18 protein-coding genes are annotated in these 25,630 nt (G+C 59.4%); 14 read left to right on the top strand and 4 right to left on the bottom strand.

The features are described from left to right. Window positions 1–126: 126 nt before the first annotated feature. The gene (locus NKJ90_RS27710) at window positions 127–1,068 is read right to left on the bottom strand and encodes an E2 ligase fold family C protein (protein WP_352487291.1); all 942 of its coding nucleotides are present in this window, start codon (window positions 1,066–1,068) and stop codon (window positions 127–129) included. Between the two features lie 325 nt (window positions 1,069–1,393). Here NKJ90_RS27710 and NKJ90_RS27705 point away from each other — a divergent pair, with 325 nt between their 5' ends. From NKJ90_RS27705 to NKJ90_RS27655, 11 genes are all read left to right on the top strand, one after another. Then, window positions 1,394–2,155 carry a DUF1889 family protein gene (locus NKJ90_RS27705; RefSeq protein WP_352487290.1) on the top strand — a complete coding sequence of 254 codons (762 nt, stop codon included), beginning with the start codon at window positions 1,394–1,396 and terminating at the stop codon, window positions 2,153–2,155. A gap of 331 nt (window positions 2,156–2,486) precedes the next feature. Next, window positions 2,487–3,314: a hypothetical protein gene (locus NKJ90_RS27700; RefSeq protein WP_352487288.1), complete on the top strand. Its 828-nt coding sequence runs from the start codon at window positions 2,487–2,489 to the stop codon at window positions 3,312–3,314. Window positions 3,315–3,316: 2 nt separating this feature from the next. Next, the gene (locus NKJ90_RS27695; protein WP_352487287.1) at window positions 3,317–3,922 is read left to right on the top strand and encodes a hypothetical protein; all 606 of its coding nucleotides are present in this window, start codon (window positions 3,317–3,319) and stop codon (window positions 3,920–3,922) included. A gap of 3 nt (window positions 3,923–3,925) precedes the next feature. Next, a complete protein-coding gene (locus tag NKJ90_RS27690; RefSeq protein WP_352487285.1) occupies window positions 3,926–7,240 on the top strand; it encodes a UvrD-helicase domain-containing protein in 3,315 nt (1,104 codons plus the stop codon). A 78-nt stretch (window positions 7,241–7,318) separates the two neighbouring features. Beyond that, on the top strand, window positions 7,319–7,810 hold the full coding sequence (locus NKJ90_RS27685; protein WP_023758437.1) for a hypothetical protein: 492 nt from the start codon (window positions 7,319–7,321) through the stop codon (window positions 7,808–7,810). Window positions 7,811–7,813: 3 nt separating this feature from the next. Then, window positions 7,814–8,299, top strand: a complete 486-nt coding sequence (locus NKJ90_RS27680; protein WP_352487284.1) for a DUF7665 family protein — start codon at window positions 7,814–7,816, stop codon at window positions 8,297–8,299. Further along, a complete protein-coding gene (locus NKJ90_RS27675; RefSeq protein ID WP_352487282.1) occupies window positions 8,253–8,774 on the top strand; it encodes a hypothetical protein in 522 nt (173 codons plus the stop codon). The genes NKJ90_RS27680 and NKJ90_RS27675 overlap by 47 nt, the downstream gene beginning before the upstream one ends. Window positions 8,775–8,776: 2 nt before the next feature. Beyond that, a complete protein-coding gene (locus NKJ90_RS27670; protein ID WP_352487281.1) occupies window positions 8,777–10,141 on the top strand; it encodes a BilD N-terminal domain-containing protein in 1,365 nt (454 codons plus the stop codon). A gap of 122 nt (window positions 10,142–10,263) precedes the next feature. Further along, entirely contained in the window at window positions 10,264–11,523 is a 1,260-nt protein-coding gene (locus tag NKJ90_RS27665) for a metallophosphoesterase family protein (protein ID WP_352487280.1), read from the top strand. Beyond that, window positions 11,520–14,990 (top strand): ATP-binding protein, encoded by a 3,471-nt coding sequence (locus NKJ90_RS27660; RefSeq protein WP_352487279.1) that lies wholly within the window; start codon window positions 11,520–11,522, stop codon window positions 14,988–14,990. The genes NKJ90_RS27665 and NKJ90_RS27660 overlap by 4 nt, the downstream gene beginning before the upstream one ends. A 280-nt stretch (window positions 14,991–15,270) precedes the next feature. Continuing rightward, window positions 15,271–16,239 carry a DUF4917 family protein gene (locus tag NKJ90_RS27655; protein WP_352487277.1) on the top strand — a complete coding sequence of 323 codons (969 nt, stop codon included), beginning with the start codon at window positions 15,271–15,273 and terminating at the stop codon, window positions 16,237–16,239. 308 nt (window positions 16,240–16,547) lie between these two features. On the opposite strand, the gene NKJ90_RS27650 is transcribed toward NKJ90_RS27655, so the two are convergent. The 3 genes from NKJ90_RS27650 to NKJ90_RS27640 all read right to left on the bottom strand — a co-directional run bounded on the left by NKJ90_RS27650 (window position 16,548) and on the right by NKJ90_RS27640 (window position 21,752). Next, complete coding sequence (locus NKJ90_RS27650; RefSeq protein ID WP_352487276.1) at window positions 16,548–17,819, bottom strand: hypothetical protein; 1,272 nt, start codon at window positions 17,817–17,819, stop codon at window positions 16,548–16,550. Between the two features lie 118 nt (window positions 17,820–17,937). Further along, entirely contained in the window at window positions 17,938–19,773 is a 1,836-nt protein-coding gene (locus NKJ90_RS27645; protein ID WP_352487275.1) for a DUF262 domain-containing protein, read from the bottom strand. Window positions 19,774–20,099: 326 nt separating this feature from the next. Further along, window positions 20,100–21,752 (bottom strand): hypothetical protein, encoded by a 1,653-nt coding sequence (locus NKJ90_RS27640; RefSeq protein WP_352487274.1) that lies wholly within the window; start codon window positions 21,750–21,752, stop codon window positions 20,100–20,102. Window positions 21,753–22,099: 347 nt separating this feature from the next. Between NKJ90_RS27640 and NKJ90_RS27635 the strand changes: the two genes are divergently transcribed. The 3 genes from NKJ90_RS27635 (at window position 22,100) to trbB (ending at window position 25,628) form a co-directional block, all read left to right on the top strand. Next, window positions 22,100–24,130, top strand: a complete 2,031-nt coding sequence (locus tag NKJ90_RS27635) for a conjugal transfer protein TraG (RefSeq protein WP_352487272.1) — start codon at window positions 22,100–22,102, stop codon at window positions 24,128–24,130. A gap of 119 nt (window positions 24,131–24,249) precedes the next feature. Continuing rightward, complete coding sequence (locus NKJ90_RS27630; protein ID WP_023711820.1) at window positions 24,250–24,663, top strand: hypothetical protein; 414 nt, start codon at window positions 24,250–24,252, stop codon at window positions 24,661–24,663. Next, window positions 24,660–25,628 (top strand): P-type conjugative transfer ATPase TrbB, encoded by a 969-nt coding sequence (gene trbB / locus NKJ90_RS27625; RefSeq protein ID WP_352487271.1) that lies wholly within the window; start codon window positions 24,660–24,662, stop codon window positions 25,626–25,628. Before NKJ90_RS27630 ends, trbB begins: the two co-directional genes overlap by 4 nt. Window positions 25,629–25,630 lie beyond the last annotated feature (2 nt).

Below are 25,630 nucleotides of genomic sequence, written 5' to 3'. Positions count from 1 at the left end.
GACTTCCATCGCTAAGCTGGAACACCAGACCGCCGCAGATAGCCTGCTGATAAAAGGAACGGAGGGGCTGGCCAACAAACGCGGCGAGCGGCCCAAACGGCACAGCCATCGCCGTAGCCACCCGAGCTACGAACTCATTGGGGACCCCGGTATTGGTCTGCAGGAGCGTTTTACCTCATCGTGTGCTTCCGGCATTCCGAGTTCCTCCGCGACCAGTTGGTGTTCGTCCTTGGATTTCCCGGTCGGCATGTACATGCAGCAAAGGCAAGCCTGGCCGTCATCGAAACCATGCCGCGAGATGCCTAGATCTTGCTCCTGAGTCCAGGCGTTCGCGATCCATCGGGGCAGAGCACCTTGGACAGCTAGACGGTCGGCGGCGGTGTCAAGCGCCACACCCACTCGGTCGAATACCCAGTCGCCCCGGCGCGCAACATATTCTGCCCACTTCATAGGGTGCGCCTCGACTTCAAGGGCGGTGGACCGAAGGGCGTTGGTTGCAAGGGCCGCCTTAGAGAGGCCGACCTCCGCCTGACCTGCCAACACGTAGCGCTGCAGGTTTGAGACTTCGATAGCTTCGTGATCAACTACATGCAGGCGCCCCGACAGACCGGATTGCCTCGCCAGCGCCCAGAGCGAGCCATGGCCTATCGCGCCGAGCCCAACGAGGTGCATTTCGCCAATCTTGTTGTAGGTGCACAAAGAGAGGTCGATGTTCTCGTCCAGCTCGGCGCCGGTCAGCTGGGAAGCAAAGATGGTTCGAAAGACGTTGGCCGCGGCGAAGCAGCTTGCGGCGCCAGCTCCAAAGGGCAGCAAGCTCGAGCCAGAGCCCACCGGGTCCGTACGCGACAGCTTTGCCGCCCAACCCTGCGATCCCATGAAAAACGTTGGGCACCGAAGTGATGGGTGCACCGCGCCTGCAGCTACACGGACCGTCGCATACTTGCCGGAACGCCGGACGCTGAATTTTGGATTGATCGACTTTGCCAAGCGCTCGAGCGCTTGGGCTTGAGAGCTCGCGACCATATCCAGGGGGACTATGGCCAGAACCGGATACAGTCTGGCAAGCAACCTGACCGTAAGGTCACGCGTCGCCTGGCCCTCGGCACACAGGCTTGTCGAGGAGCTCGTCGGCGATGTCGAGGGCGCAATTTTAGGGACGCTGCCCTGGAGGGAGAGGAACCGAAATCCAACTCTGTCAACTCTAGCCTCAATTTTGAGAGAGATGCGTGACCATCACTCCACTAGCATTTCCGTCTACCAGAAGCGGACATAGCCGCGTCAACACCCAGGTCACGCGCGACGTGCTATGCTCATAGCTCCGGTGATTCCACGCTAGGAGGAAAAGATACGGAATCATAGGTGAAGGCAAGCTCCAGTAAGTCAGAGAATAAACATGACCAAGCCCATTCGGATCCTCGTACCAGTCGATAGCCAAGACGCCGAAGCGCTTCGCATTGCGCTGGGTTATGCCCAGAAGATCTGTGAGAAATTTGGACCGGAGGTACAGGACATAGTCCTACTAGTACATACCAAGCAACAGCTGGGCCACACGGGTCTTTCCCAGTCGTTGGGTGCTGGCCATGTCAAGGCTCTTGCCAAGGGACCGATCTCACTGTCCGGGGGTGGCCGCTTGCATGCTGAAACCATGAAGACATGGCGCTACCCGCCGCGAAAGTCGGTGGTTGTGGTCTACTATGCGGAGCCGCGAATCCTCGATTTTGTCGATGATCTGAATAACATCGCTGGCGTAGTGGTCGTCCCGGACATCCCCGCAGCGGCGGATGGTTGGGTGGCCCGCTGGGGCGCGATCATACACGGCCAGGCGCAACAGGCTCCGCCATCCGCCCTGATCGACGACCCTGTGTTTGTGCGCGCGATTGAAACGCTATCCAGCATGATCAACCTATCGACCGGCCTGGGGCATCCTCGCGACAAGGCGATGGCAAACGAGATCATGCGCATTCTCCGAACCAAGGGACACTCCGACCAATCTGCAAATATCAAGTCTTGGGCTATCCGGCGTGGATGGCGGCCTGACCACGCCGCAGATCTCGAAGCGCTGGCCAGGAAGATATGGGCGCTGAGGGCCAAACCGAGCCTTTCGGGCATCCACGATCCCGAAGGGCGCTACCGGCGCTGGCAGGCTGACTCGTGAATGCGTGTAGAGCCGGTTCGAGGTCATTTGTCATTGTTCAATTCGAAGGCGCCGGACATGAGGCGGTGCGGCACCATCGCATCGTCCCGACCTTGAAGCGGTTGGCAACTGGAAGGCTTTGGCACTCCACCGCAATAGGGTTTGCATCGAGCAGAAATCGGCTTCGGTGTATCCCGCGACTTCCCGGCGTTTTTGCGGTCGGCATGCAACCGAACTTGAGACATCGTCGAGCTTCAGCCTGGTCTGGTTGAAGACATTCTGAAGGGCGCTTCCCATTTTTCTCCGCTGGGACCGCTTCACCTGGAGATAATGTCAAAGAGGGCCTCGGCCGATGGTGATCTCAACGAACAAGCTGAAGCCGCCGCCGTGCACCGACGCAATCGGTTGGCGTAAGATCACACAGGCTGGGCAACTCGGTCGTTATGCACCAGAGGCGATCATCGCTGCCTTCCAATATGCCGGCAGCAAGGATCGGCACCTTCGTGAGGATATGGCTAGCTATCTCTCCAATCTGGCGCAGCGGGTTCTGCGCAAGCGCGTCGGAACCAACAAGATGAATAGCGGCCAGGACATCATCGACGACGTCTACGACGAATTCTTCGCCGCAATCTGCAATCCGAACTGCGCCGACGCCAAAGGATACCGAGAATCCTTCTATGGACGACTGACGTTCCGGCTCAAGGACGCTATCGCCGAGGAGGAGGCGGCGAAGCGGATCCCGCCGCCCGAGGAGAAAAAGCCCGCGGCCCGTAACTCGAACGATGACAGCAAGGCCGACGATGGCGAGATCTCAGGTAAAATGGAATTGAGGCCAGCGCTAGAAGAGAGCGCCGATGGCTTGTTTGAGATCGAGGAACATACTGCGGATGCCGGTGTCAAACGACCAGACCCGGCGTTGCTACAGAACGTTGAGGAGCTCGCCGAGACAATAGATATGGAGCGGACCCTTGCCCAGATCCCCGATCCGCGCAAACGTCTCGCGTTTCGGCTTCACGTGGATCAGGTTCCCTGCGGTGGGACAAAGGGGACTGTCTCAATCGCGGGGGCTTTAGGAATTGACCGCAAGACGGCAGAACATTGGGTCGCGGAGGTTCGCGCGTTGCTGATCGAGAACGTGAACCAAGTTCGAGCCGTGACGCGGCGCGCAGCGGGAGAATGATAATGGCGAAAACAATGAGCAAGGATCGAGATGATGTCCTCTACAGCTTCCATACTGACTGCCCGGCGCCGAGCGCCGCCGACATCATCGAATGGACTAAGCGGTTTCCACAATATGCCGAGGATATTCGTGCGCACGCCGCAATCGCGCGCGACTGGACGGCTCAGGCGGACGTAGATGTTGAGATCGACGAAGTTACCCTCCAGCGTGCTCATAGCCGTGCGCTGAACATAATCTATCGAAGTGCCGAGGCCGACAGTGGAGTGCCCTCCCAGGCGGTCGGCTTTTTCGAACTTTTGACGCGCGCGGGAACCAGGATTTCGGGTATCGCTACCGAGATCGGGATCGCGCGAGCGGTTGTGGCGGACCTCTTCAATGGCTGGATGCGGCCCCCCGTGGGCGGAAGGCTTTCGCGCGCGGTGATGCATGCGCTGCGTATTGATCAAGCGGCCTTCGACAGAGAAGTTTTGTTTGCGCTCGCCAATCCGCGCATGGGTGAGGCGAAGGCATCCGGGCCACCGCAGGTCTTACAACGTAGCTACAGGGAAATTGTCGAGAGCAGCGGGATGTCGGCAGAGCGAATACATTACTGGCTTGAAGAGGATTAGCTTTTGGAAGCCTGGATCGATATTCGGCGGAAAGCCCGTGAGGTTCATCTGGCAGCACTTAAGGGTGCAAATGGCGATCGGAGTGCTGAGGCACTTGTCGCGGGCGCACTCAACGTGGCGGATCTTGAGCTGCGGAGGGTAGCGTTGGCCCCAGGGGTATTGGGTTCCCTCGACAGGGCCGCAGAACTCGTCAACGTCGCACAGGGCCAAGATCCTATCGACGAGCGCGTCGTGATCGCCCATGAACTCGGCCATTTCTATCTGCACTTGGACACTCGCAGCGAAGTGCGTGTGACAGCCCACGCGCTTGGAGGCGACCCGATTGATAGTGGCGCAGGCCGGGTCGAAGGATACGCGCCGACCGAGCGCAAGGAGGTCCAAGCCGACGTTTTTGCAGGCGAGTTCCTTTGCCCCTCGGACTGGTTAAGGACGGAATTTGTCGAAAGACGCCGCCGCCCATCCGAGATCGCCGCTGCGCTCGGACTGCCCGCCGCTCTTGTCAGCAGCCAAATGGCGCGCGCGCTCCTTCTCCCACCGCTCCGACCGCCGCCCCCGCAACGACCCGTCAATGCAGCCGAGCTCGATGATAGCCAACAAGGGGCAGTGCTGTGGGATCAGGGACCGCTGCTACTCGATGCTGGTCCCGGCACCGGCAAGACGCGCACACTGGTGCGCCGCATCGAGCATTTGCTCGCAAACAACGTCATGCCGACCGAATTCCTCGCACTCACTTTTTCGAACCGGGCTGCCGAGGAAATGCGCGAGCGGCTTTCGGCCGCCAATGCGGAAGCATCCATTCAGATGTGGGTGGGAACCTTCCACGCCTTCGGGCTCGAACTCCTCAAGAAGTGGCCCTCAGGCCTTGGCCGCACGCTTCCCTTGAAGGTATTCGACCAGACGGCATCGCTCGCACTCTTGGAAGCCAACCTTGAGAAGCTGGACCTCGTCTACTATCAGAATCTGTACGAGCCTGCCTTTGAGCTCGCGCCGGTCTTGCGCGCGATTTCACGCTGTAAGGATGAGCTGGTCTCGCCGGCTGACTATGCCCGCGCGGCTGTCGATTATAAAGCAACAGCTTCGGATGAGGAGGACCTTGAAGCTGCAGACAAGATGCTGGAGTTCGCCCACATCTATGAAGTCTACGAGCACGCCTTATTGCTGGCGAACGCGGTCGACTTCGGAGATCTCATCAGGCTCGCAATCGATCTCATTCAGAACAACGCGGATGCGCGCGCCTATGTGATGGGCTTCAAACACGTGCTGGTCGACGAATACCAGGACGTCAACTTCGCCAGCGCCAAATTCCTGCAGGCGATCGCCGGCGCCAATCCCAATCTTTGGGTCGTCGCGGATCCACGCCAGTCGATCTATCGTTTCCGCGGCGCGGAGCCGGAGAACGTCGCGCGCTTCGTGCCGGACTTCAAGGGGACGCGCCTGGCCCTCAATACAAATTACCGGTCGACGAAACCTATCGTTGACGCCTTTCAACGCTTCGCCAACGACGGCATGCGCGTAGCCAGCCAATGGAAAGTTGAGCGCCCGGAAGCGGGCAGCATTTCACTCACAGTCGCGCCGACCGTGAGCGACGAGGCTGCTGGCATCCGCGATCAGATAGCGCAGTTTCATGCGAACGGCATTCCGTTCGCGGACCAGGTCATCCTGGCCCGAACGCACTTAACCCTGGCGCGAATTACGGGGCCCCTTGAGGCGATGAACGTGCCACTCCTTTATCTTGGCGACCTCTTTGAGCGCGCTGAGATCCGGGACTTGCTATCCCTCCTCGCGCTTGACGCCGAGCGTGGCGCGGTGGGCCTGGCGCGCGTCGCGGCACTGCCCGAATACGCCGTGTTGCGGGAAGAAGTGCTCACGTTAATCGAGTGGGGCCGCGCAAATGGAGTGTCCGTCTTTGAAGCGCTTGCACGCCTTGCTGAGGTGCCAGGTCTCAGTGGGGCCGGAGGGGCAGGTCTGGCCAGGCTGGCTGGACAGTTAGGGGGGTTGCGCCGCTCTTCACCCTGGACAATGCTCACCACCTGGCTTTTCGAGCGGAGTGACTATCTTCGACCTATTCTCTTGCGCCAGGACCCGGCCGCGCAGCAGCAGCTCATTGCAATCTATCAGTTCTTGAAGGTGGCTGTCGAATTCGCGGCCACTGGCGGGCGAAGCCGGCGACGCTTTCTGGCTCGCGTACGGCGCATCGAGGCGCTCAACGAAGATACGGCGTACAGAGCAATTTCGTCGGAAGCGACCGACATGGACGCGGTCCGCGTCATGACCATTCACGGCAGCAAGGGATTGGAATTTCGCGGCGTGCATTTGCCGGGCCTCGCCACGACGTACATGCCGAGCAACCGCCAAGCCGTGCGCGTTCCGCCGCCGCCTTCTCTCGACCGGCTCGCTATGACGTCGGATGACCACGATCACGAGGAGCAGTCACTATTCTTCGTTGCACTCTCGAGAGCGCGCGATCACCTCGCATTGAGCCGCGCCGAGCGATACACACCTTCCCGAAAATCCAGTCCATCGAAGTTTCTCGCGCTCCTTGCAGGGCTTTCCAGCAGAAACCGTGCGGCAGGGCCAGCGGCCCACGCCAAGCGGGGGCTAGCGCGGGCGACCGCGCCCGCCCTGAGCTATGGGGAAGATGCTCTCGGGGTTTATATCAACTGCCCTGCGCGCTATGGCTACAAGGTGAAGGATGGGCTTCTTGGTGGTCCGGAGAGCTCGGCCTATGTGCGGTTCCACGCCTGTGTCTACGATACGGTCGGCTGGCTTGAGGACCAGCGCGCGGCAGGCACTACGGCTGGGGTCGCGGATACGCTGGCGCACTTCACCGCCGATTGGGCCGAACACGGTCCGATTAAACACCCATTTCAGAAATACTACCGTGCCATCGGGATGCAAATGGTCACGCGTATGGCCGAAGCCGTCATAGGTGAAACTGGTCACTACGACCGGCGGGAATGGTTGGTCAACCTCGATGGCCGCAAGGTTGCGGTTACCCCCGATCGTGTCATCATCGCGACCGACGGCTGCGTGACGATCCAGAGGGTTCGCACCGGCAAGAAGACCAAGTCGGAATCGGACAAGGAAATCTACGCCTTGCTTCGGCTGGGTGCCCGTCAGCTTTATCCCGGCAGGCGGATCACGGTCGAGGCATACTACCTGGGGACCGGTGAACGTATGGTTCCGCCGCTGAAGGATGATGGCAAGCTGCTGGAACGATATTCGGAAGCAATCGCCGGAATCGAGAGTGGCGACTTCGGTCCTAAGACGGGCCGGAGTTGCCCAGGCTGCCCCTACTATTTGACCTGCGGCGGCTAGCCGGCCAGTTCCCATTTTTCCGCGCTCGCGGCGCTTCACTTTCAGAGGGTTTTACGCCCCAGAAAGGAAGCACCGAAAATGCCTACGAAAACCATCTTCATCCGTAGCCGTGAACTGCCCGCGGCCATCGAGACCGAGATCGTGGAGGCCGCGCTCGTCGCGGATCTCTTGGAAGCGATCAAACATGCCGGGATCGCAATCAACGCCGACACCGCGATTTTCATCGACGAGGCGGAGGTACCACACGCGATGACGCCGAACTTGCCGGCGACAGACCTTAAGCGCGGCTCCCACGTGCACGTCACCAAATGCAAGAAGATCGAGGTGACGATCAACTATCTGGCGGAGACGGCGACGCACAAGTTCGCCCCGGGCGCACGCGTGCGCCGTGTCAAGGCCTGGGCGATCGACAAATTCAAGCTGAGCGCGCACGACGCGGACGAGCATGTGCTGCAGATGTGTGGCACCACGCGCCGTCCGGCAAGCGATACGCCGCTCAACGAACTGACGGACGGCAAGACCTGTGCCGTCTGCTTCGACCTCGTCCCCGAGAAGCGCGTCGAGGGCTGAGCCATGAACCGTGTGGTGCCGCCGGACCGACTGCTCTTCGAGGCCGATCTGGCGGCCACTGCCTTCCGGGTCGGCGAGATCGATGGGCGCTGGCGTCTAGGCATGATCTCCTGGCCGCACGTCATCATCGCGGTCACGGCGCCGCAGCGGCCCAATAGCCCTGCCGAGTTCGCATTCCGCTTCGAGTGCACTGGCTACCGGCAGTTGCCGGTGACGGCGCAGCCATGGGACCTGCGCACTAACGGACCACTGCCGGCGAAGGACTGGCCCACGGGCCGGTCCATCGTGCCCTCCATCTTCCGCCCGGAGTGGCGTGAGGGGCGGTGCCTCTACCTGCCCTGCGATCGCCTCTCGATCGAAGGCCATCCCGGTTGGATCACCGACCATCCGAGCCGTCTGTGGGATCCAAAACGCGGCATCACCTGTTACCTGGAGCAGCTCCATGACCTTTTCCATCAAGGCGATTATTCGGGCGTTCGTGGCGCCTGAGCACCGGTTATCGATGTCGCGCAAAATGTGGGGCAACACGCTTGCCGAATTGCGGCGCCGAGGTGGCGGGCGCACCGAATCCGGCGTGTTTCTCCTCGGCGTCATCGCGGGCAAGCGGCGGCGGGCGGTCACGGCAATCTATTATGATGAGTTGGATCCCGACGCGTATTCGTCGGGTGTGTGCGTCCTCCATGGAGATGCCTTCGCCAAGCTGTGGGCGCGCTGCCGATCGCTTGGCCTAACGGTCGTCGCGGACGTGCATACGCATCCGGGCGTTGCGCTGCAGAGTGGTAGCGATCGCACCAATCCGATGGTCGCTCGCGAGGGGCACATTGCGATCATCGTACCGAACTTCGCCGCCGTCCCGGTTCAGCAGGCGAGATTGGGCATCTTCGAATACCGGGGCGGACATCAGTGGTTCGACCGGACCGAAGCACATGCCGCCGGCTACTTCTACAATGGCTTCTGGGGATAATGATGACCAACACGCTCAGCGCTGATAATCTGCACCGCACCGCCAAGTACTTCATGGATCGTGGCACAGCCGCCTCTCATCAGGAAGCGATGGCCATGCTGGGCCGCTTTGGCCTCAATGTCCATGTCGGCGCCGACATCGCCGCCTCGGCTGCTAAGCAGGTGGCGCTGCTTTCCCTGGTCAATCTCGGCCACCGCACCCTGCTTGCCGGGGTACGGGTAGTCGGGGCTCCCGAATGCAACAACCTGACTACGCTCAGCACAGCGCCGACGCTGCGTGATGCGATCGCAGATCTGGGCGGCCTGTGCTGTGACGCGGCGGATGCCGTTGCACCTGCTGCCGTCATCGGGAATGGCGAGGCTCCACCAAACACCGTTGTCGGATGGCGGCTCACCTGGGAAGGCTGGCGCGGAGGCGTTGCGCCATTGCGCGATCAGTTGCGCCTTGCGGATGATGAGCACATGGCCCTCGCGCCGCTGGTAGCGGCGGCTTGCCTTATGACGGAGGTCTTCAGCTTCCACGCTGGCGATCATCCGATGGCGGGTCGGCGCGTGGCGGGCCTATCGCTCTGGAGGCCGGGTGTGGATTGGCGTGAACCGTCGGCTGACGAACCTGCCCTCAGCTATTTGCCATCGCGCCTCTGGCTCATTGGCCTTGGCAATCTCGGGCAAGCATTCTGCTGGGTATTGGCCGTGCTGCCCTACAAGGATCACGCCGAGGTCGAGCTGGTCCTCCAGGATTTCGACACCTTGGCGACCTCGAACGCTAGCACGTCGATGCTCTCTTTTGACGCCGACGTCGGTACGAAAAAGGCTCGGATTGCCGCCGCATGGCTGGAAGCGCAGGGGTTCAAAACGGTCATCGAGGAGCGTCGCTTCGGTCCGGCGATCAAGCGCGAGAACGCTGAGCCGGGCGTTGCGCTGTGTGGCGTCGACAATGCGCTAGCGCGCGCGGCATTGGAGGATGCTGATTTCAACTTTGTGGTTGAGGCAGGCCTTGGCGCTGGCCCCGACGGGTTCCGCGGCATTTCTGTCCATACGTTTCCTGGGTCGCGAACGGCGCGCTCGATTTGGCCGAATGTCGCGATCCCCGCCGCATCCGTCGCGCACATGCCGGCCTACGAAAAACTCGTCAACGCGGGCATGGACGAGTGCGGGCTTGCCATATTGGCCTCGCGCACGGTCGGTGTTCCCTTCGTAGGGCTGTTGGCAGCGACATTGGCGATCTCAGAGTTGTTGCGCCGGCTGCATGGTGGGGCGACGTTCGAATTGATATCGACCTCCAGCAACACGCTGGACGACGTTACCACCATCGCCGCGGCGGTCACCACCCCTTACGGCTTTGGACATCTTGCGGCCAGGAGATAGCGAGGTGAACCGCCTCCCGAGACACGACCTGTAGAACGGCTCGGCTAGCACCACTACCTGTCGTGAAATTCATCTATCGAGCCGCAGTCGAATATCACTATGTTCAGGGGCTGGAGACCTGAATGGCATTTCGATTCGTACACACCGCCGACATTCATCTTGACTCGCCGCTGCGCTCGCTGGCGCTGCGCAACCCTGAGCTTGCCGAGCTCGTCGGTGACGCCAGCCGCCAAGCGTTCATCTCGATTGTCGATCTCTGTCTTGCCGAGCGTGTCGATGCGCTGGTCATTGCGGGCGATCTCTACGATGGCGATCAGACGTCGATGAAAACCGCCCGCTTTCTGGCCTCGCAAATGTCCCGCCTGCACCAGGCCGGCATCAGGGTCTTCAAGATTCGCGGCAACCACGACGCCCTGTCGCGGATATCGAAACAGCTTGTGTTTCCCGACACCGTCACGATCTTCGGCGGCCGTCCCCAGTCTGTGCAGCAAACCGCCGGCGGGCTCGACGTCATATTTCATGGATTGAGCTTCGCGACCCCAAAGGCACCGGAGAGCTTGCTGCCCAAATATCCGGCCGCCCATGAGGGCGCGGTCAATGTCGGCATCATGCACACCAGTCTCGCCGGATCGCCCGGGCACGATGTCTATGCCCCCTGCAACCTGGCTGATCTGCACGCGCATGGTTTCGACTACTGGGCGCTCGGCCATATCCATGTGCGCACCATTCATCCCGATGCAAGCACGGTGGTCATGCCGGGAATGCCGCAGGGCAGGGACATCAACGAGGCCGGCGAGAAATCCGTCACCCTGGTGACGATCCGCGACGACCGCTTGATAGAGATCGAGGAACGGCTGACCAGCATCGCGCAGTTCGAACGCGTGAACGTTGACGTGACCGGCACTGTCGAATGGCCGGAGGCAGTGGGCCGCATCCGATCCGCTCTGCAAGACATCCGGACTTCCGTCCGGTCCCGCCATGCGGTTATCCGGCTCAGCCTTTCCGGAGCGTCCCCCCTGTCGTGGGCCTTGATCCGCGACCGCGATGTGTTGCTGGAGGAAGCCAATCAGGTCGCGGAACAGACGGGCGATATATGGGTGGAAAAGCTTGAGCTCGACCTTGCCGAGCGCAGGGCGGAAACGAGCCGTGGCACAGCGGACCCGATTCTCGAACTAGCCCAATCCATGCGCGCCGACGCTACTTCAGAAGCCTTCCGTGCCGAGGTGAGGGCGTTTGTCCAGAAGCTGATCGCCGACCTTCCGGCCGAGGGGCGCGATTTCGCCGGCAAGGACGAGGCCGGACTGGAACTGTTTCTCAGCAAGGTGCTTGCCGGCGGCGCCGACCTGGTGACAGCCCGCCTCAAGGCCGGTGGGTCGCCATGAGGCTGCGCCGCCTTGACCTTATCCGCTACGGCAAATTCACCGACCGTACGATCGACTTCGGCCCGAAGCCGGCGTCCGGACCCGACTTGCATATCGTGTTCGGCCTGAACGAGGCCGGCAAGTCGACCGCGCTTTCGGGCTACCTCGACCTGTTGTTCGGCATCGAGGAGCGCAGCCGTTACAATTTCCTGCACGAGTACGGCGCGATGCGCATCGGGGGCGTGCTCGAATTCACGGGAACCGAGCAGACGTTTACGCGCACGAAACAGCGCAGCAACTCGCTGCTCAACGAGGTTGGCCAGCCCTTGAGTGAGGTGGCGATAACGGCCCATCTCGCCGGTCTGTCGCGCGATGCATATCAGACCATGTTCTCGTTGAACGACGAGACCCTGGAAGAAGGCGGCAAATCGATCCTGGAGTCGCGCGGCGACCTTGGCAAGCTGCTGTTCACCGCCAGTGCCGGGCTCGGGCAAGCCAACGATATGTTGAGCGCGCTCGACGCCGAGGCGGACGGGCTCTACCGGAAGCAGGCGCACGGGACCGACCTGGCACGGCTCAAGAAGCGCCTCGCCGAGCTGAAGGCTGAGAAGGACGCCATCGACACATTGGCTTCGACCTTCGAGACGCTCGAGGCCGACCGTGTCGACGCTACGGAAAAATATGAGCACAGCATCACGGAGCGCTCCGTGTTGTCGGCGCGGCTCGATACGATTGCCAGGTATCTTCGCGCCTTCCCGATCCTGAAGGAGATCGAGCGCCAGACGGACCAACTGGCTGAACTGCCCGATATCGCGGCGCCGTCGCGCACCTGGACCGGAAGTGTGGCCGGTCTCATCGATGACGACGCGAGCTTGAGAACACGGCTCGCCGGCAACATCGACGAAATCGAGCGTTTGACAGCAAGGGTCGCCGCGGTCGACATGGACGAGGCGATTCTTGCGATTTCAGAGCGCATCCGCAATCTCGCGGAAAGCAGGGTGCGCTATGCTTCGGCGGGCCTTGACCTTCCCAACAGAAGGATGGAGCTGCAGACCCTCGACAGCGCGGTGGCGACATGCCTTGCCGCCCTGGCCAGGTCGTCCGAACCGAACCCGGCAGCACTGCTCTTGCCTGCCGCCACCGTTGGGGCTGTCCGCGCCTTGATCGAGCAGCGATCCGGCGTCGCCACAAGCGTGCGCGTCGCCCGCGACGAGGCCGCGGCAGCCGTCGATGCGCTGCAGACCGCGCGGCAAAAGATTGGCGAGGAAAGGGCCGTGCCCGCGCCCGCTAGATCCAGGCTCACCTCGGCGTTGGCAAAAGCGCGGGCGAGCGACCACGTCAGGGAACTCAAGGCAGCACGCGACGCGCAAGATGGGGGCACCGTTCGCTGGGAAGCAGCGCTCTTGCGCCTTCTGCCGTGGTCAGCAGGTGCGCGAGCGCTAGCCAGCATCACCGCGCCCAGCGCCGCACAGATCGGGGCGTGGAAGGTGCAGGCCGCGGATCTCGGCAAGGCCAGGGCCATGCTTTCCGAACGCCTTGCCGAACATGAAGCCAGTCATGCCCTGCTCGCGAGGCGGCTTGACGCGTTGCGTGCCTCTACCGATGTGGCCGACGATGAAACAGCGGCTGTCATCAGGCGTGATCGGGACGCGGCCTGGGCAAAGCACCGGGGCGAACTCACAGGCAAGACAGCGGATGATTTTGCCGTGGCGTTGGCGCGCGACGACAGTATTGGCGCCGGCAGGCTGTCCGACGCCCGCGAACTGGCCGAGATCCGAACGACAACAAGCAGCCTTGCCGGAGCCGCGGCCGATGTTGCGCGCATAGGCGAGCAACTCGAGCGGACCGACGCGGCGGTGGAGGCTCTGTCTTTGGAAATGCGTGGCGCCGCAAGAGAGCTTCTCGCTGACAACCTCGCCTCATCGCTCGAGCGCGCGATCGAACTGATCGAAGACCGTGGCGCCGCGCGAGCAGTTGCGCTCGTGGCTTGGGAGGAGATCGAGCTTGCCCGCAAGAGGGCTGGGCGTGCGACGGACGAGGAGGAGGGTATCCGACTTGAATTGGACGGCGCACTGCGAAGCGTCGGCATAGTTCCTGAGCCTGGCGACAGACTGGAGACCATAGCGGCCGTCGCGGAGCTTTTCCTTGACCGCCAACGCAAGGTGGATGCCGAACATGCCGAAGCTCTCAGGATGGTGACCGCCAGGGAAGAGGATCTGGCCGCGCGACGACGCTCGGTGGGCATGGCGGAGCGGCGCGAGGAGGAGTGGCTGGCGGCCATCGCGCAAGCGCTGGAAGGCACATGGCTCGAGAGCGGGGTTCCCGCATCGAGCGTCGGCACCGTCCTTGATCAGTTGGCCGAACTCGCCAAAGGCCTGCAGGAGCGGGATGCCATGCGCCTCCGCATCGAGAAGATGGAAGCCGACAGGGCCAACTTCGTGGTCGAAGTTGCCGCTGCCGCGGTTGCCACTTGCGAGCCGGCCAGCGACGACGAGCCGGAGCAATTGGCGATCCGGCTTGCCGCGCGTCTAGAGCGCGCCGAACGCACGCGCGAAATGAAAGCAAACCTTGTCGAGGACATGAAGCGCCCACAAGAGGCGCGCGAAGCTCTCGATGCTGAGATTTCGGCCCATGAGCGTCGCAAAAACGAGATCCTGAGCGCCTTTGGCGTGACGACACTTTCCGAGGTCGTTGAACGCGACGAGGTTCTGCGCGACAGGGATCGGCTTCGCGCGGCTGTGATCGGACTTGAGCAGCAACTGTGCGCTGAACTCGCGGTGGATGGACTGGAGCAGGCCATTGCGATGTTGGGCGTTCTCGATCCCGAAAGGCTCCTGGTCGAAAAGGCCAAAAACGAGCAGCGGATTCAGGGTCTTGACGAAGCGATAAAGCAGCAGCTTGTTAGGCAGACCCGAGCATCCGACAAGCTCGACGCTATTGGCAGCGACAGCACCGTTGCCCGGATCGATGCCGAACGCCGAACCGTCCTGCTCGAGATCGAGGAGAAGGCTGTGCGTTATCTCGAGCTCAAACTCGGCGTCATGTCGGCTGGAAACGCGTTGCGGCTCTATCGTGACCGTCATCGCTCCGGAATGATGGCGCGGGCGTCGGACGCCTTCGCGCTGATCACGCGCGGCCAGTATTTGGGGCTGGCAACCCAGCCTGCCAAAGGCGGCGAGGTCTTGATTGCATTGCAACGCGACGGCAAGTCCAAGATCGCCGACGCCTTGTCGAAGGGCGCACAATTTCAGCTCTATTTGGCGCTGCGGCTTGCCGGCTACTACGAATTCGCGAAGCTTCGACCGTCGGTCCCGTTCATTGCCGATGACATCATGGAAACGTTCGACCATGTCCGGTCGGAGGAGGTTTTCAAACTATTTGCGGAAATGGCTTCTGCCGGCCAGGTGATCTACCTCACCCATCATCAGCACCTGTGCGAGATCGCCAGGGCCGTTGTGCCGGGCGTTGCGATCCACGAGCTCAATTAGGATGGCCCCGCAAGTGCAAGGGCGCTCCCCTGCGCCGGCCGGTTTGGGGACCGCTTTGCATTCCCCGCGACATTGAAAGCCGTCCGTAACAGGCGGCCCGGTCTTTTCGCCAGGCGGTCGCTATCGGAGCGGCAGCTTATTGCCGAATCATCACGAAACCGGACGGGCAGCAATCCGGCCCACTCACACCATCTCACTGATAAATCGGTTGTTCGCATGCCACCTGAGTGGTCAAAAGCGTGGCACAGAATAAAAGATCCCAACTTGGAGCGAGTACGCGATGCCGGACGTGATCGATTTTGATGATGCCATGAAGCGGACGGAGGGCGAGGATCGCGCCTTGCTGCTCGGCAATGGCTTCTCCGCTCAATACTTCAGCTACCGCAATCTCCTCGACAAGTCTGGCCTCGCCGCCGGCACTCCGGTGCGCGATCTCTTCGACGCTCTCGCGACGGTCGACTTCGAGGCCGTGGTGCGCGCTCTAGAAGGGGCGGTGCTGGTGGAGCGGGCGTACGGGAACGCCGCCCATGCCGCCGAGATCGAGGGGGATGCCCGGAAGGTGCGAGAGGCACTGGTGGAGGCAGTCAACGCGACACACCCCAAGCACCGGGAGGATCTAGGTTCGAAATACACGAGCAGCGCAGACTTCTTGTCTTGCTTCTCCACCGTGTTCTCGCTGAACTATGATCTTCTGCTTTACTGGGTGAATCTTGAGAAGCGGCTTCTCCGGGACGGATTCGGGTTGGGTAAGACTGCTGGCTCCTTCCACGGCCCCTTCTCGGAGGACGCATACTGCCATCTCTACAACCTGCACGGCGGCCTCCATCTCTTTGAGAGCGGAGCAGGAGAGATAATGAAGGCAGTCGACACTGGTTCTGGAGTCATCGCCACGATCACTGACGAGATCGCCAAGCGCGGCAAGTTCCCGGTCTACGTTGCGGAAGGCACGAGCACCCAGAAGATGCGCAGGATTAACTCAGTCGCCTACCTCCGCCATTGCCTCGACATCCTCAGGGGCAATTCCGCGGTGACGTTCATATACGGACATAGCGCTGACGAGAACGACGCTCACATTTACCGCGCCATTTTCGGGTCTGAGACCAAGCACATCTACTTCGGCGTCTACAAACCGGATGGCGACAAGCTCAGGGCGCTGGACGGTCTCCTGGCAAAGTATCAGAAGACCGCAGGCTCCACGATCGGCTACACATTCTTCGACAGCGGGAGCGCGAAGGTCTGGGAAACTTGAAGAGATCGGGCCCGGGACACATGCGCGGCAGCGCCCATCCACCGGTCCAAGTTCTGGCGCATATGTTCATCGGGACTCGCGCGCAGATCGACGTCGAGCACTGGTTCTACAGAGCGTCTTCCGAGCCATACCGCTAGGCTGATGCCAGAGGTGGTTGTCACCGGATGGCCCGCTGCGTGCGAGCTCTCGGTGCCTCAAAAATCAGCCGGGTCAACTTTCGTCACATTTAAGTTGGAGTGCCATTTGTTCCATCAGATCACGTGTCCACACGTTAAATAGGCCGCATATTGAGAGGATCAGAAAGCGCGCTACTCGCTGGACATTGTACACTTCGTAAGGCCCCAGACGCTGTGTACTTTTCCAAAGGCATGTGCAGTCATGAAATTCCGTAAGTAACTGCATGCGTGAATAGCGTCAGGAAGAGAGAATTGGACATCTCTGACTATTTTTCCATCGCTATACACTGAGAATTGGTCGCGCACCGGTTCGATCGGTATTTCGGTCTCGTCTCCCCTCACTATCCAATCGAAGGTTCTCTCTGGATTAATGCCAACCCTGTCGAGTCGAGACTTGAGGTCCATCAAGACTGTCGGGTTCCACGTGTATTTGTTGTCCAGCCATCGCGGCTTTTCCCGGCTGGATTTCACTTGCAGGTTCATCTCTTCGATAGCGGAGAAGGCAAGGTTTATCGCAATCGAACTGCGGACATGGTCTGAGAACTCGTCGGAATGTTTCTCAAAGATCTGTCCAAACCGTGGGTGCGCCGACCAGGGCGTGATGGCTTCTGTTTCGTAGCATCTTGAGAGTTTGTGGATCGCATAGACAATTCGCCTATCTGGCCAAGCGTTGACCGCCATCGCGACGGCCACCGGCCTCTCCCTCTTGAACGAGAAACGCTCAAAGAGCCCGGTAGTCTGGAAGATGTTCTTGAAGATGCTTGCCTGCTCGGACGCATCATCCGGCAACTCGAAGCCCGCAGTGTTTCCGTATTCCTGATCCGGGAACCCTTCAATGACAACATCGGCGGCGCGGATGAGTTGAATGATGTTGTTAGCCTCGATCTCTTCAGCCTCCACCACCAACAACCGCCCCTGAGTTTCGCCTTCTCCGAGAGAGCCAAACTCGGCCAAAGCGCCAGGTCGCGAAACTTCAGAATAGCCGCTTTTGTGAAACTTATAGCGTCTTGAAGGATCAGGAATAAAGCGAACGGTCCAACCGACGCTCCGACAAAGGGACATCACCAACGTAGTTTGACTTGGTTCAAATATGAGGAAGCTACAGAACGACGGCACACACGCTAGTTCCGCGATTTCACCCACTCGCTGGTCAGCATAATGATTGTTTAGCAAGGAAAGCAAGACCGCGCGGCCATAGGGCACACTAGACTGAGACACTGGTAGAAAAGGTGTGTGATCCAAATTCCAATGAGCGGGTCGAAGCGACCATTCTCGCAGCAATAAACGGATGGCGACAATGAGGCTGGTTGCTGAAAGGCAGCTATCTGCCCGGCCGAACCGAAAGCGGAAATTCCGGTTCCGGCCCCAAAGCTGCCAGGCGGGAACGCGCCGCACGTCGGTCATTCGACCAGGCTTCGTCGTTCCCTGACAGCGGACACTGATCGATCAAACGTTCGGCTTGATCCGCCAGGGCTCCAACACACGCCATGAAGTAACGGCAACCAAAACGGCTTGCTGCCGTCTAGCTCCAGATTATTTGACTCAAGGCGAAAAGGAGCCTTTGGCGGTTCTCGATCTGCTCGGGGCCGAACTTCTCGTAGGATTCGAAGGCAAGCTGGTGCTTTTTGATTAAGTCGGTGAAGTCGAGCTTGGCCTTGTACGCATCCGCCCTGAGTGTTTCGTTCCAATATAGCGTGCCTGCGTACGATTTCAGCTTATCGCCGTAGCTCTCGTTGCTACTGGAAATGTTGTCCCTTCCCTTAAGCAGCAAGACGGCACCTAACCGATTCCTATCGATCTCGAACTGCTCCTCGTTCTCCTCGTACAAGGCTATATTGCCAGGGTTGTGGGACATGATGTGTTCTATGTGATAGCCGTTGACAGCACCTGTCTTGGTCACCAGGTCGTCAACCTTGTAAGCCGGCTTGTTAAGGCCAGCTGCCAGGAACGCATCGAGGCGCGCAAAGAAATATCGGGTGAACCGTGTCGGAACGTCGGTAATAGATGTGTTTTTGAACTGCGCGTATTCAAATGCGTCGAGTACCTCGACTCCCCTCCGTATCGAAAGCAGTTCGAGTAACTTCCTCTCGAATGCGGGCGGTATGGTGCTCGCAGGCTTCCCACGGATTTCGTTCGCAACCTCGTAGACAGCATCGTTGAATTCATTGCTGTCGTAGGCACGCTGCAGTCGCAGCAAGGCGAAGAGCCTGTCGAGATGAAAGGCGACTAGACGTATCTTCTCGTCCTCTTCGTCATCATCGACGACGCATGCGGACAAGATCAGCAGGTTCTGGCTGTCCATGCCGTTGAGTCGATTGTAATAGACGTGCTCAAGCGCCTCCTGTGCGCCCAGTGCTGCCCCCTGTATCCGCGCATAGAGTGCCGTGAAATAGCGAAAATCTTTGGAAATGAAGGTCTTAACGGCACTGGGGTTGTGGTCAAGATTAAGAGCATCGTTGACGTCCTTTTTGAACATTTCCCGATGATAGTCTTTGTCGAACCTTTCCGCAGTACCCCGAGAACTCGAAAATTTGGCTTTCAGCAGGTAGGTGAAGAAAGTGTCAATCTCATCCGTACGGAAGCGATTTACGGACTGCACGCTCTTTTCCCAAAGACCGTTGTAATCGTTCGCGTCGAGTTCAACCTTGTCGATTTGCCCGAGAAGCTTTCCCTTTAGAATCTCATAAGGTCGAAGGCGCACACCACGGTCATTGATAACCTCGAAGACCATTGGCACGTCGGTTTGCGCGACCGACAGATTGATCAACACAAGCCGGTGCAAGAAATAGAAGACAAACGTCTCCAGCTTGTGCTTGCTGCTAAGCCGTCCATTCAACATTTCGCTTATCAAATTATAGTTATCCAACATGTTCACGGCGGTGATGCCGCTGTTCGTCGGGACTTCGTCCTGGTCTTCGAAGAGAGCCTGGACTGTCGCGAGATGCCGCTCGTGGTTCATCCAAAAACGCTTCTTAAACCCGTCTTGACCAGCGATTTTGCCTTTAATCCAGTCGGCAAGAGCAGACTGCTCGGCCGCAGCCATATGATGCAGCTTGATCAGGATCAGCGTTAGGGTAGTCAGCCGCTGCTGACCGTCGACAACATAAACACGACCGTCAATGGTATTCGTAACGTATGTGTTCAGGTAGTACCAAGGGTATTTAGCAATAATTATCTCAGGACCGGGATCCAGTTTGCTGTTCCCTTTGTAGGTCTCATCGAATGCATAAAATATGTCCTCCAGCAATCGACTTATCGGTTCGACTGTCCATTTGTATTCTCGCTGATAGAAGTCGATGTAGTACGTAGTGTTAGAGAAAACCCGGTCAATATTCTGTTTATCCGGCGCGATTTCCATCGATTTCCCCCAGCTCAAATTATTGAAATAAAGTGTAGACCGGCTTTGACACCGAAATTTTATCAAGGTCGAACTGAAAGGCGCCTAGGCACCCGTGTGAGCGACCAAAACTCTTTGCAGGATTCCGTTGCCCAATTCCAGCCGTTTTTAGCTGGGGATGGCTATAGCGAGCGGCGAAGGGCGAACACTTTGTGGTCACGCGGCTATCCGCTCTCTGACATCCAAGAGGCCGACCTTTCGCTTCCGGCCGAAGGCTGCCGGGCCGCAATGCGCCCAGTTTCAGCCGCTAAACCATGTTCCGTGCATGCCTTAAAGCGGCCGTCGGATTACTGGACTATCTCAAAATCACTCAAGAGCGCGCCGTAGACCTGCCTGAAGCTATTATTTGCCCAATCCTCTGCGCCGGCCTGATCATAGGTCTCTGCCAGCCAGCGGAAGTCATTGATGAATGCTCCATCACGCAAAATCCATTGCCGCGTTAGATCGTAGAGAGCCATTGTCCCGTAGAACTGCGTAAACATGCTCATGGTCGCTTCGTCCGACCTATCTGGCCGCTTTCGTGGATACACGCCCGCCTTGTCGCCGCGATCACTGAATAGCGATAGATGGCGTAGCCAAAGGTCCTTAGCTTCATCCTTGGGCCGCTGGCCGGTCAAATAGATACCGGGCCAGCAGAAAAACTCTGGATGGATAAGCTTGTCTCTGTAGAAGGCAATAAAATGGGAGACAAATACGCGGATCGGCATATTCATGGAAGTGTATTCAAAGGTCTGATATTCTTCCATAAGCTTTTGGAGCTCGGGCGCTTTTTCAAGCCAGTTAATCACAGCGCTAATGCCGTCGATAGGGTTGTCGTGGCCGGTCGCTTTAGTTAGCTCAGTCGCGATGGCGACATACTCGTCTCTGGAATAATCGACGACAGCATTCTTCAGGTGAGACATCTGTTTGACCGCTAGGCAGAACATCGTGAAACGACTGCCAGCATCTACGTCTCGAAGGAATTCCTCGTATGATTCAATTTTTAGGGGGATGCCTCGCGTTGGATTGATCGCGAGGTCACAGATAAGCAAAAACAGCCCAACGGCAGGAGAATCAATGCTATCGGGCCACTCATTCTCGGTCAGTCTGAGAAATGCTTCAAACGCCTCTAAATAGATGCCAAAAAGCGATCCGTCATCTTTCATGCTGACAAGCGACGGAGGGGCGGACAGAAAGGCGTGGCTCAGTTGAAGCTGTATGAATCGCGCCTGCCCCTCATAGATTGCCTTCATCCCGACGGCGGGCAGTCGAATGGGTGAGCCATGGAAAAAGCCCTCGACCTTTTCGGATTTCATACGCTGAAGTGAAGACTCAATGGTTTCCATTTTGTCAAAGAGCGAAGCCCCCACGCCGCCCACGGACTCGATCAACCCCATAACCTGCGCGTAAGTGATCAGATAGTCGTGCCCCGCCGCTTCAAAATGTATCTGCTGCAAAAGCCATTCGGCTCGCTCTCGTGGCAAAAGGGCAAGCAACTTGTAATGTTCAATGTCTAACGCGTTATTGACGACGGTATTGGCTCGAGCGAGCTTCACTTGGGCAGCGTCGCCCTCGCGGCGAAGTAATTGATCTGTGTAACCTTTAAGTGGCTTCTTGCATCCGAGTGTTGCAATAATCTCCTTAAGATCGTCCAGGTTCGAGTGGCTTTCCGCTAAATAACTGAGACTTAACACGAGGCCAGAAGTCGAGCCGACATGCTGCCACCAATGCACAGTTTCATGAAGGTACGTTGAAAAGGCATCGACCAGTTCCGGCGACAGATCGGCGAATTGTATCGGCTGATCGTCAAGTTTCTCAATTAACGCGTGATTTACCGGGCTAAGCCGAAGAACAAAACGCATTGTCTCATACATGCCATGCTGATTGATGCAGGCCTGAAAGATCGCATCGGATTCCGTAGCGTCATCAAATATCCCAACGCCTTCAATCGAAATCATCATTCGTTCACCGACGGTTTTGGCACGACTGACAATTTGTCATCGGGCAGCGACGGGTGCAATCTAGGCGTCTCTTCCCCCACCGATTTGTCGATAGCAGCATATGTTCGCAATTAAGGTCGTCACCTGAAGGGCTGGTTCCTCTGGCCATTCGCTCCGAAGCGGACTGTCAGCAGTCGGCCCCATACAAGTCATTCGCTCGTGCCTTCGCGATGACATTTCTTGGCGCCCCCAATCTTCCAAGCCTGCAACGTTCACTGCATCGCACGGGCGCGTATATTGGGTATCTTCAATATTCTGAAACGTCACGCCATCCTGCTTCCGTTTAACAAAACTCGGAGGCTGCGCCCATGACACCGACGAAGCTCCTTGTCGGTCAGATAGTCATTGTGTTCGCCATCGTCATTCTCGGCGTATGGACAGCGACTCAATGGTGCGCCCAAACTTTAGATTATCAGCCGCAACTCGGACCCCCATGGTTTGTCGCAGCCGGATGGCCGATCTACAAGCCGTGGCAACTGTTCGAGTGGTGGTTCCATTTCGACGCATACGCGCCCGAGGTCTTCGACACGGCCGGGATGCTTGCGGCCACCACAGGCTTCATGGGCTGCGCGGCCGCCATCGCTGGCTCCCTCTGGCGTGCGCGGCAGCGCGGCCTAGTCACCACTTATGGCTCGTCGCGATGGGCCGTGTCTTGGGAGATCGAGAAGGCAGGGCTGTTTCGACCAGCCGGTGTTTTCCTTGGCAAGCTGAAGGACCGCTATCTTCGCCATGACGGGCCGGAGCACGTAATGGCCTTTGCTCCCACGCGCTCGGGCAAGGGTGTTGGACTGGTTGTTCCGACGCTTCTTTCCTGGACCGGCTCGGCCGTCATTCACGACATCAAAGGCGAGAACTGGCAGCTGACCGCCGGCTGGCGGTCGAAGTTCTCGTACTGTTTTTTGTTCAATCCGACCGATCCGAGGTCAGCACGCTACAATCCGCTACTTGAGGTGCGCAAAGAGGTGAACGAGGTCCGCGATGTCCAGAACATCGCTGATGTCTTGGTGGATCCGGAAGGTGCGCTCGAGCGGCGCAATCATTGGGAGAAGACCAGTCACTCACTCTTGGTCGGCGCCATCTTGCACGTGCTCTATGCCGAAGAGGAAAAGACGCTCGCCCGCGTCGCCACCTTCCTGTCGGATCCGCAACGCTCCTTTGCCGCGACGCTGCAGCGGATGATGACGACCAATCACCTCGGCACGGCGGACAAGCCCCAGGTCCATCCGGTCGTGGCCTCCGCAGCGCGCGAGGTGCTGAACAAGTCGGAAAATGAGCGTTCTGGCGTGCTCTCGACCGCGATGTCGTTTCTCGGGCTCTATCGTGATCCGACAGTGGCCGCGGCAACATCGACCTGCGACTGGCGCATTGCGGACCTGATGGATGCCGAGCGGCCGATGTCGCTCTATCTGGTCGTGCCGCCGTCGGACATCTCGCGCACCAAGCCGCTGGTGAGACTGGTGCTCAATCAAATCGGCCGCAGGCTGACTGAGCGCCTGGAGGGTGACCCGAAGAAGAGCCGCAGGCATCAACTCCTCATGATGCTCGACGAATTCCCGGCGCTCGGACGCCTCGATTTCTTCGAGACCGCGCTTGCCTTCATGGCAGGCTACGGCATCCGCGCCTATCTGATCGCTCAATCCTTGAACCAGATCTCCAAGGCCTATGGCGAGAACAACGCCATTCTCGACAATTGCCATGTGCGGATTTCCTTTTCTTCCAATGACGAGCGCACGGCCAAACGCATCTCGGACGCGCTCGGTACAGCGACGGAACTCAGATCCATGCGCAACTATGCCGGCCATCGGCTGGCACCCTGGCTTTCGCACGTCATGGTGAGCCGCCAGGAAACTGCGCGACCGCTGTTGACACCAGGCGAGGTGATGCAATTGCCGCCTTCGGACGAGCTGGTGCTGATATCAGGATTGCCGCCGATCCGTGCGAACAAGCTCCGCTACTACGAGGACCAGAATTTCACCGAACGGGTGCTGCCGGCGCCGGTGTTGCGCGACGGTCTGTACGCGGACTGTCCTGCGTCGCGCCCCGACGATTGGAGCGGACTAGTCCGCAGTGTTGACCGCCGTCTCGCTGCAGATGACGAAAACGCCGGCGCGGCAATCGAAGAAGACGGCGGCGTGCAACAGCAGCGTCATCCCGGCCTGCCTGAAGACCACGTCGTCGTCTCTCAGGAGCCTGATCAAGACGACCTCTTCAATCTGGCGGACGATGACGCCGAGGCACTCGCAGACAAGCGCGTCATGGACCGGGTTTCCACCGCAGCCAGCGCCTACGGTATCAACGAGGGAAGGGGCGACGACAAGGACATCATCCCCGGCTTCTAAGCGCTTTCGCAGCTCAGGCGTATCTCAGCGTAGGTAACGCCCATAAGCGATTTTTCAGATATCGGCGATGTTCGTTCCCGCCGCCGGCGCATCAGCGCCGGCCAGTCGGAACGAGCCCCATGAAGCCCCATCGCATTCGCCACCAGTTTCTGCTCGAACCCGCGTTAAGCGAGAAGCTGGAAACGCTCAGCCGCAACCCGTCGACCACAAAATCGGCGATCGTTGCGAAAGCGGTCGAGGCCTTCATCGAGCGGCGTGGCGAGAACGAACTCGACAATCGTTATGGCAGGCGGCTCGACCGTCTTTCCCGCGACCTCGACCATATCCGAACCGATGTCGAGGTGATCCTGGAGAGCCTCGCACTCTTCATACGCTTTTCGATTACGCTTCATTCCCACACGCCGGTCCCGGATCGGGCGACACAGGCGATTGCCCAAGAGCGCTTTGACAAATTCGTCGAGCAGGTCGGTCGCCAGATCGCCTCCGGGAAGCGCTCGCTTGGCAACGGCAATGGCAATGGAGGCGAAGGATGAGCTCTCATCCCGCAGCCGACCACCGCCGCCGCGCCATGCTGCGCACAGCCATGGGCCCCGCGATCACCGAGGCCCTTGCCGATCCGACCGTCATCGAGGTGATGGTCAACCCCGACGGCGCGCTGCGGCTCGACCGGTTGGGAGAAGGCCGGGTCGATACCGGCGTGCATATGCATCCATCCGAGGCCGAACGCATCGTCCGCCTCGTTGCCTCTCACGTGCGCGCCGAGGCGCATGCGGACAACCCAATCGTCAGCGCCGAACTACCCTCAGGCGAGCGTTTCGAGGGCCTGTTACCGCCAATCGTCTTGGCGCCATGCTTTGCCATCCGCAAGCCGGCAGCAAAACTCTACACGCTGGCCAACTATGTCGCCGATCGCATCATCCTCCCGCTGCAGGCCGATGCGCTGAGGAAGGCGGTCCGTGAGCGGCGCAACATCCTGGTCGCCGGCGGCACGTCGTCGGGCAAGACCACGCTTGCGAATGCGCTGTTGGCAGAAGTCGCCGAATGCGATGAGCGGGTGATCCTAATTGAGGACACCCGCGAGCTGCAATGCGCGGCCAAGGACTGTGTTGCGCTGAGGACGAGGCGGGGCTCCGTCACACTTGCCGATCTCGTACGCTCGACCCTACGGCTGAGGCCCGACCGCATCATCGTCGGCGAAGTGCGGGGCGCGGAAGCCCTCGACATGCTGAAGGCATGGAACACCGGACATCCCGGCGGCATTGCCACGGTTCACGCCAATTCGGCACGCTCCGCACTCTATCGTATTGAGCAGCTCGCCCAGGAAGCCGTTGTCACCGTTCCCCGCCGGCTGATCGCCGATGCCGTCGACTTGGTCATCTTTATTGCCGGAAGAGGACCCGCGCGCCGCGTTGACGCGATCGCCGAGGTCACGGGTCTCGACGGCAGCGGCGATTACGCCGTCACCCCGCTCACACTTCCGCAACTCCAGCAGCTCTGAAA

Origin of the sequence: Mesorhizobium sp. M0051, from assembly GCF_040323235.1 — a bacterium.
Lineage (GTDB): Bacteria > Pseudomonadota > Alphaproteobacteria > Rhizobiales > Rhizobiaceae > Mesorhizobium.
Note: the sequence above shows the minus strand (reverse complement) of the source record. Positions and strands in the feature narration are given on the sequence as shown.

Excerpts from the sequence above, each read along its gene's own strand:
- NKJ90_RS27640 (WP_352487274.1), bottom strand. The coding sequence starts at position 21,752 with ATGATGATTTCGATTGAAGGCGTTGGGATATTTGATGACGCTACGGAA.
- NKJ90_RS27645 (WP_352487275.1), bottom strand. The coding sequence starts at position 19,773 with ATGGAAATCGCGCCGGATAAACAGAATATTGACCGGGTTTTCTCTAAC.
- NKJ90_RS27630 (WP_023711820.1), top strand. The coding sequence starts at position 24,250 with ATGAAGCCCCATCGCATTCGCCACCAGTTTCTGCTCGAACCCGCGTTA.
- NKJ90_RS27685 (WP_023758437.1), top strand. The coding sequence starts at position 7,319 with ATGCCTACGAAAACCATCTTCATCCGTAGCCGTGAACTGCCCGCGGCC.
- NKJ90_RS27665 (WP_352487280.1), top strand. The coding sequence starts at position 10,264 with ATGGCATTTCGATTCGTACACACCGCCGACATTCATCTTGACTCGCCG.
- NKJ90_RS27705 (WP_352487290.1), top strand. The coding sequence starts at position 1,394 with ATGACCAAGCCCATTCGGATCCTCGTACCAGTCGATAGCCAAGACGCC.
- NKJ90_RS27635 (WP_352487272.1), top strand. The coding sequence starts at position 22,100 with ATGACACCGACGAAGCTCCTTGTCGGTCAGATAGTCATTGTGTTCGCC.
- NKJ90_RS27675 (WP_352487282.1), top strand. The coding sequence starts at position 8,253 with ATGACCTTTTCCATCAAGGCGATTATTCGGGCGTTCGTGGCGCCTGAG.
- NKJ90_RS27650 (WP_352487276.1), bottom strand. The coding sequence starts at position 17,819 with ATGACCGACGTGCGGCGCGTTCCCGCCTGGCAGCTTTGGGGCCGGAAC.
- NKJ90_RS27680 (WP_352487284.1), top strand. The coding sequence starts at position 7,814 with ATGAACCGTGTGGTGCCGCCGGACCGACTGCTCTTCGAGGCCGATCTG.
- NKJ90_RS27655 (WP_352487277.1), top strand. The coding sequence starts at position 15,271 with ATGCCGGACGTGATCGATTTTGATGATGCCATGAAGCGGACGGAGGGC.
- NKJ90_RS27660 (WP_352487279.1), top strand. The coding sequence starts at position 11,520 with ATGAGGCTGCGCCGCCTTGACCTTATCCGCTACGGCAAATTCACCGAC.
- NKJ90_RS27670 (WP_352487281.1), top strand. The coding sequence starts at position 8,777 with ATGACCAACACGCTCAGCGCTGATAATCTGCACCGCACCGCCAAGTAC.
- NKJ90_RS27695 (WP_352487287.1), top strand. The coding sequence starts at position 3,317 with ATGGCGAAAACAATGAGCAAGGATCGAGATGATGTCCTCTACAGCTTC.
- NKJ90_RS27700 (WP_352487288.1), top strand. The coding sequence starts at position 2,487 with ATGGTGATCTCAACGAACAAGCTGAAGCCGCCGCCGTGCACCGACGCA.
- trbB (WP_352487271.1), top strand. The coding sequence starts at position 24,660 with ATGAGCTCTCATCCCGCAGCCGACCACCGCCGCCGCGCCATGCTGCGC.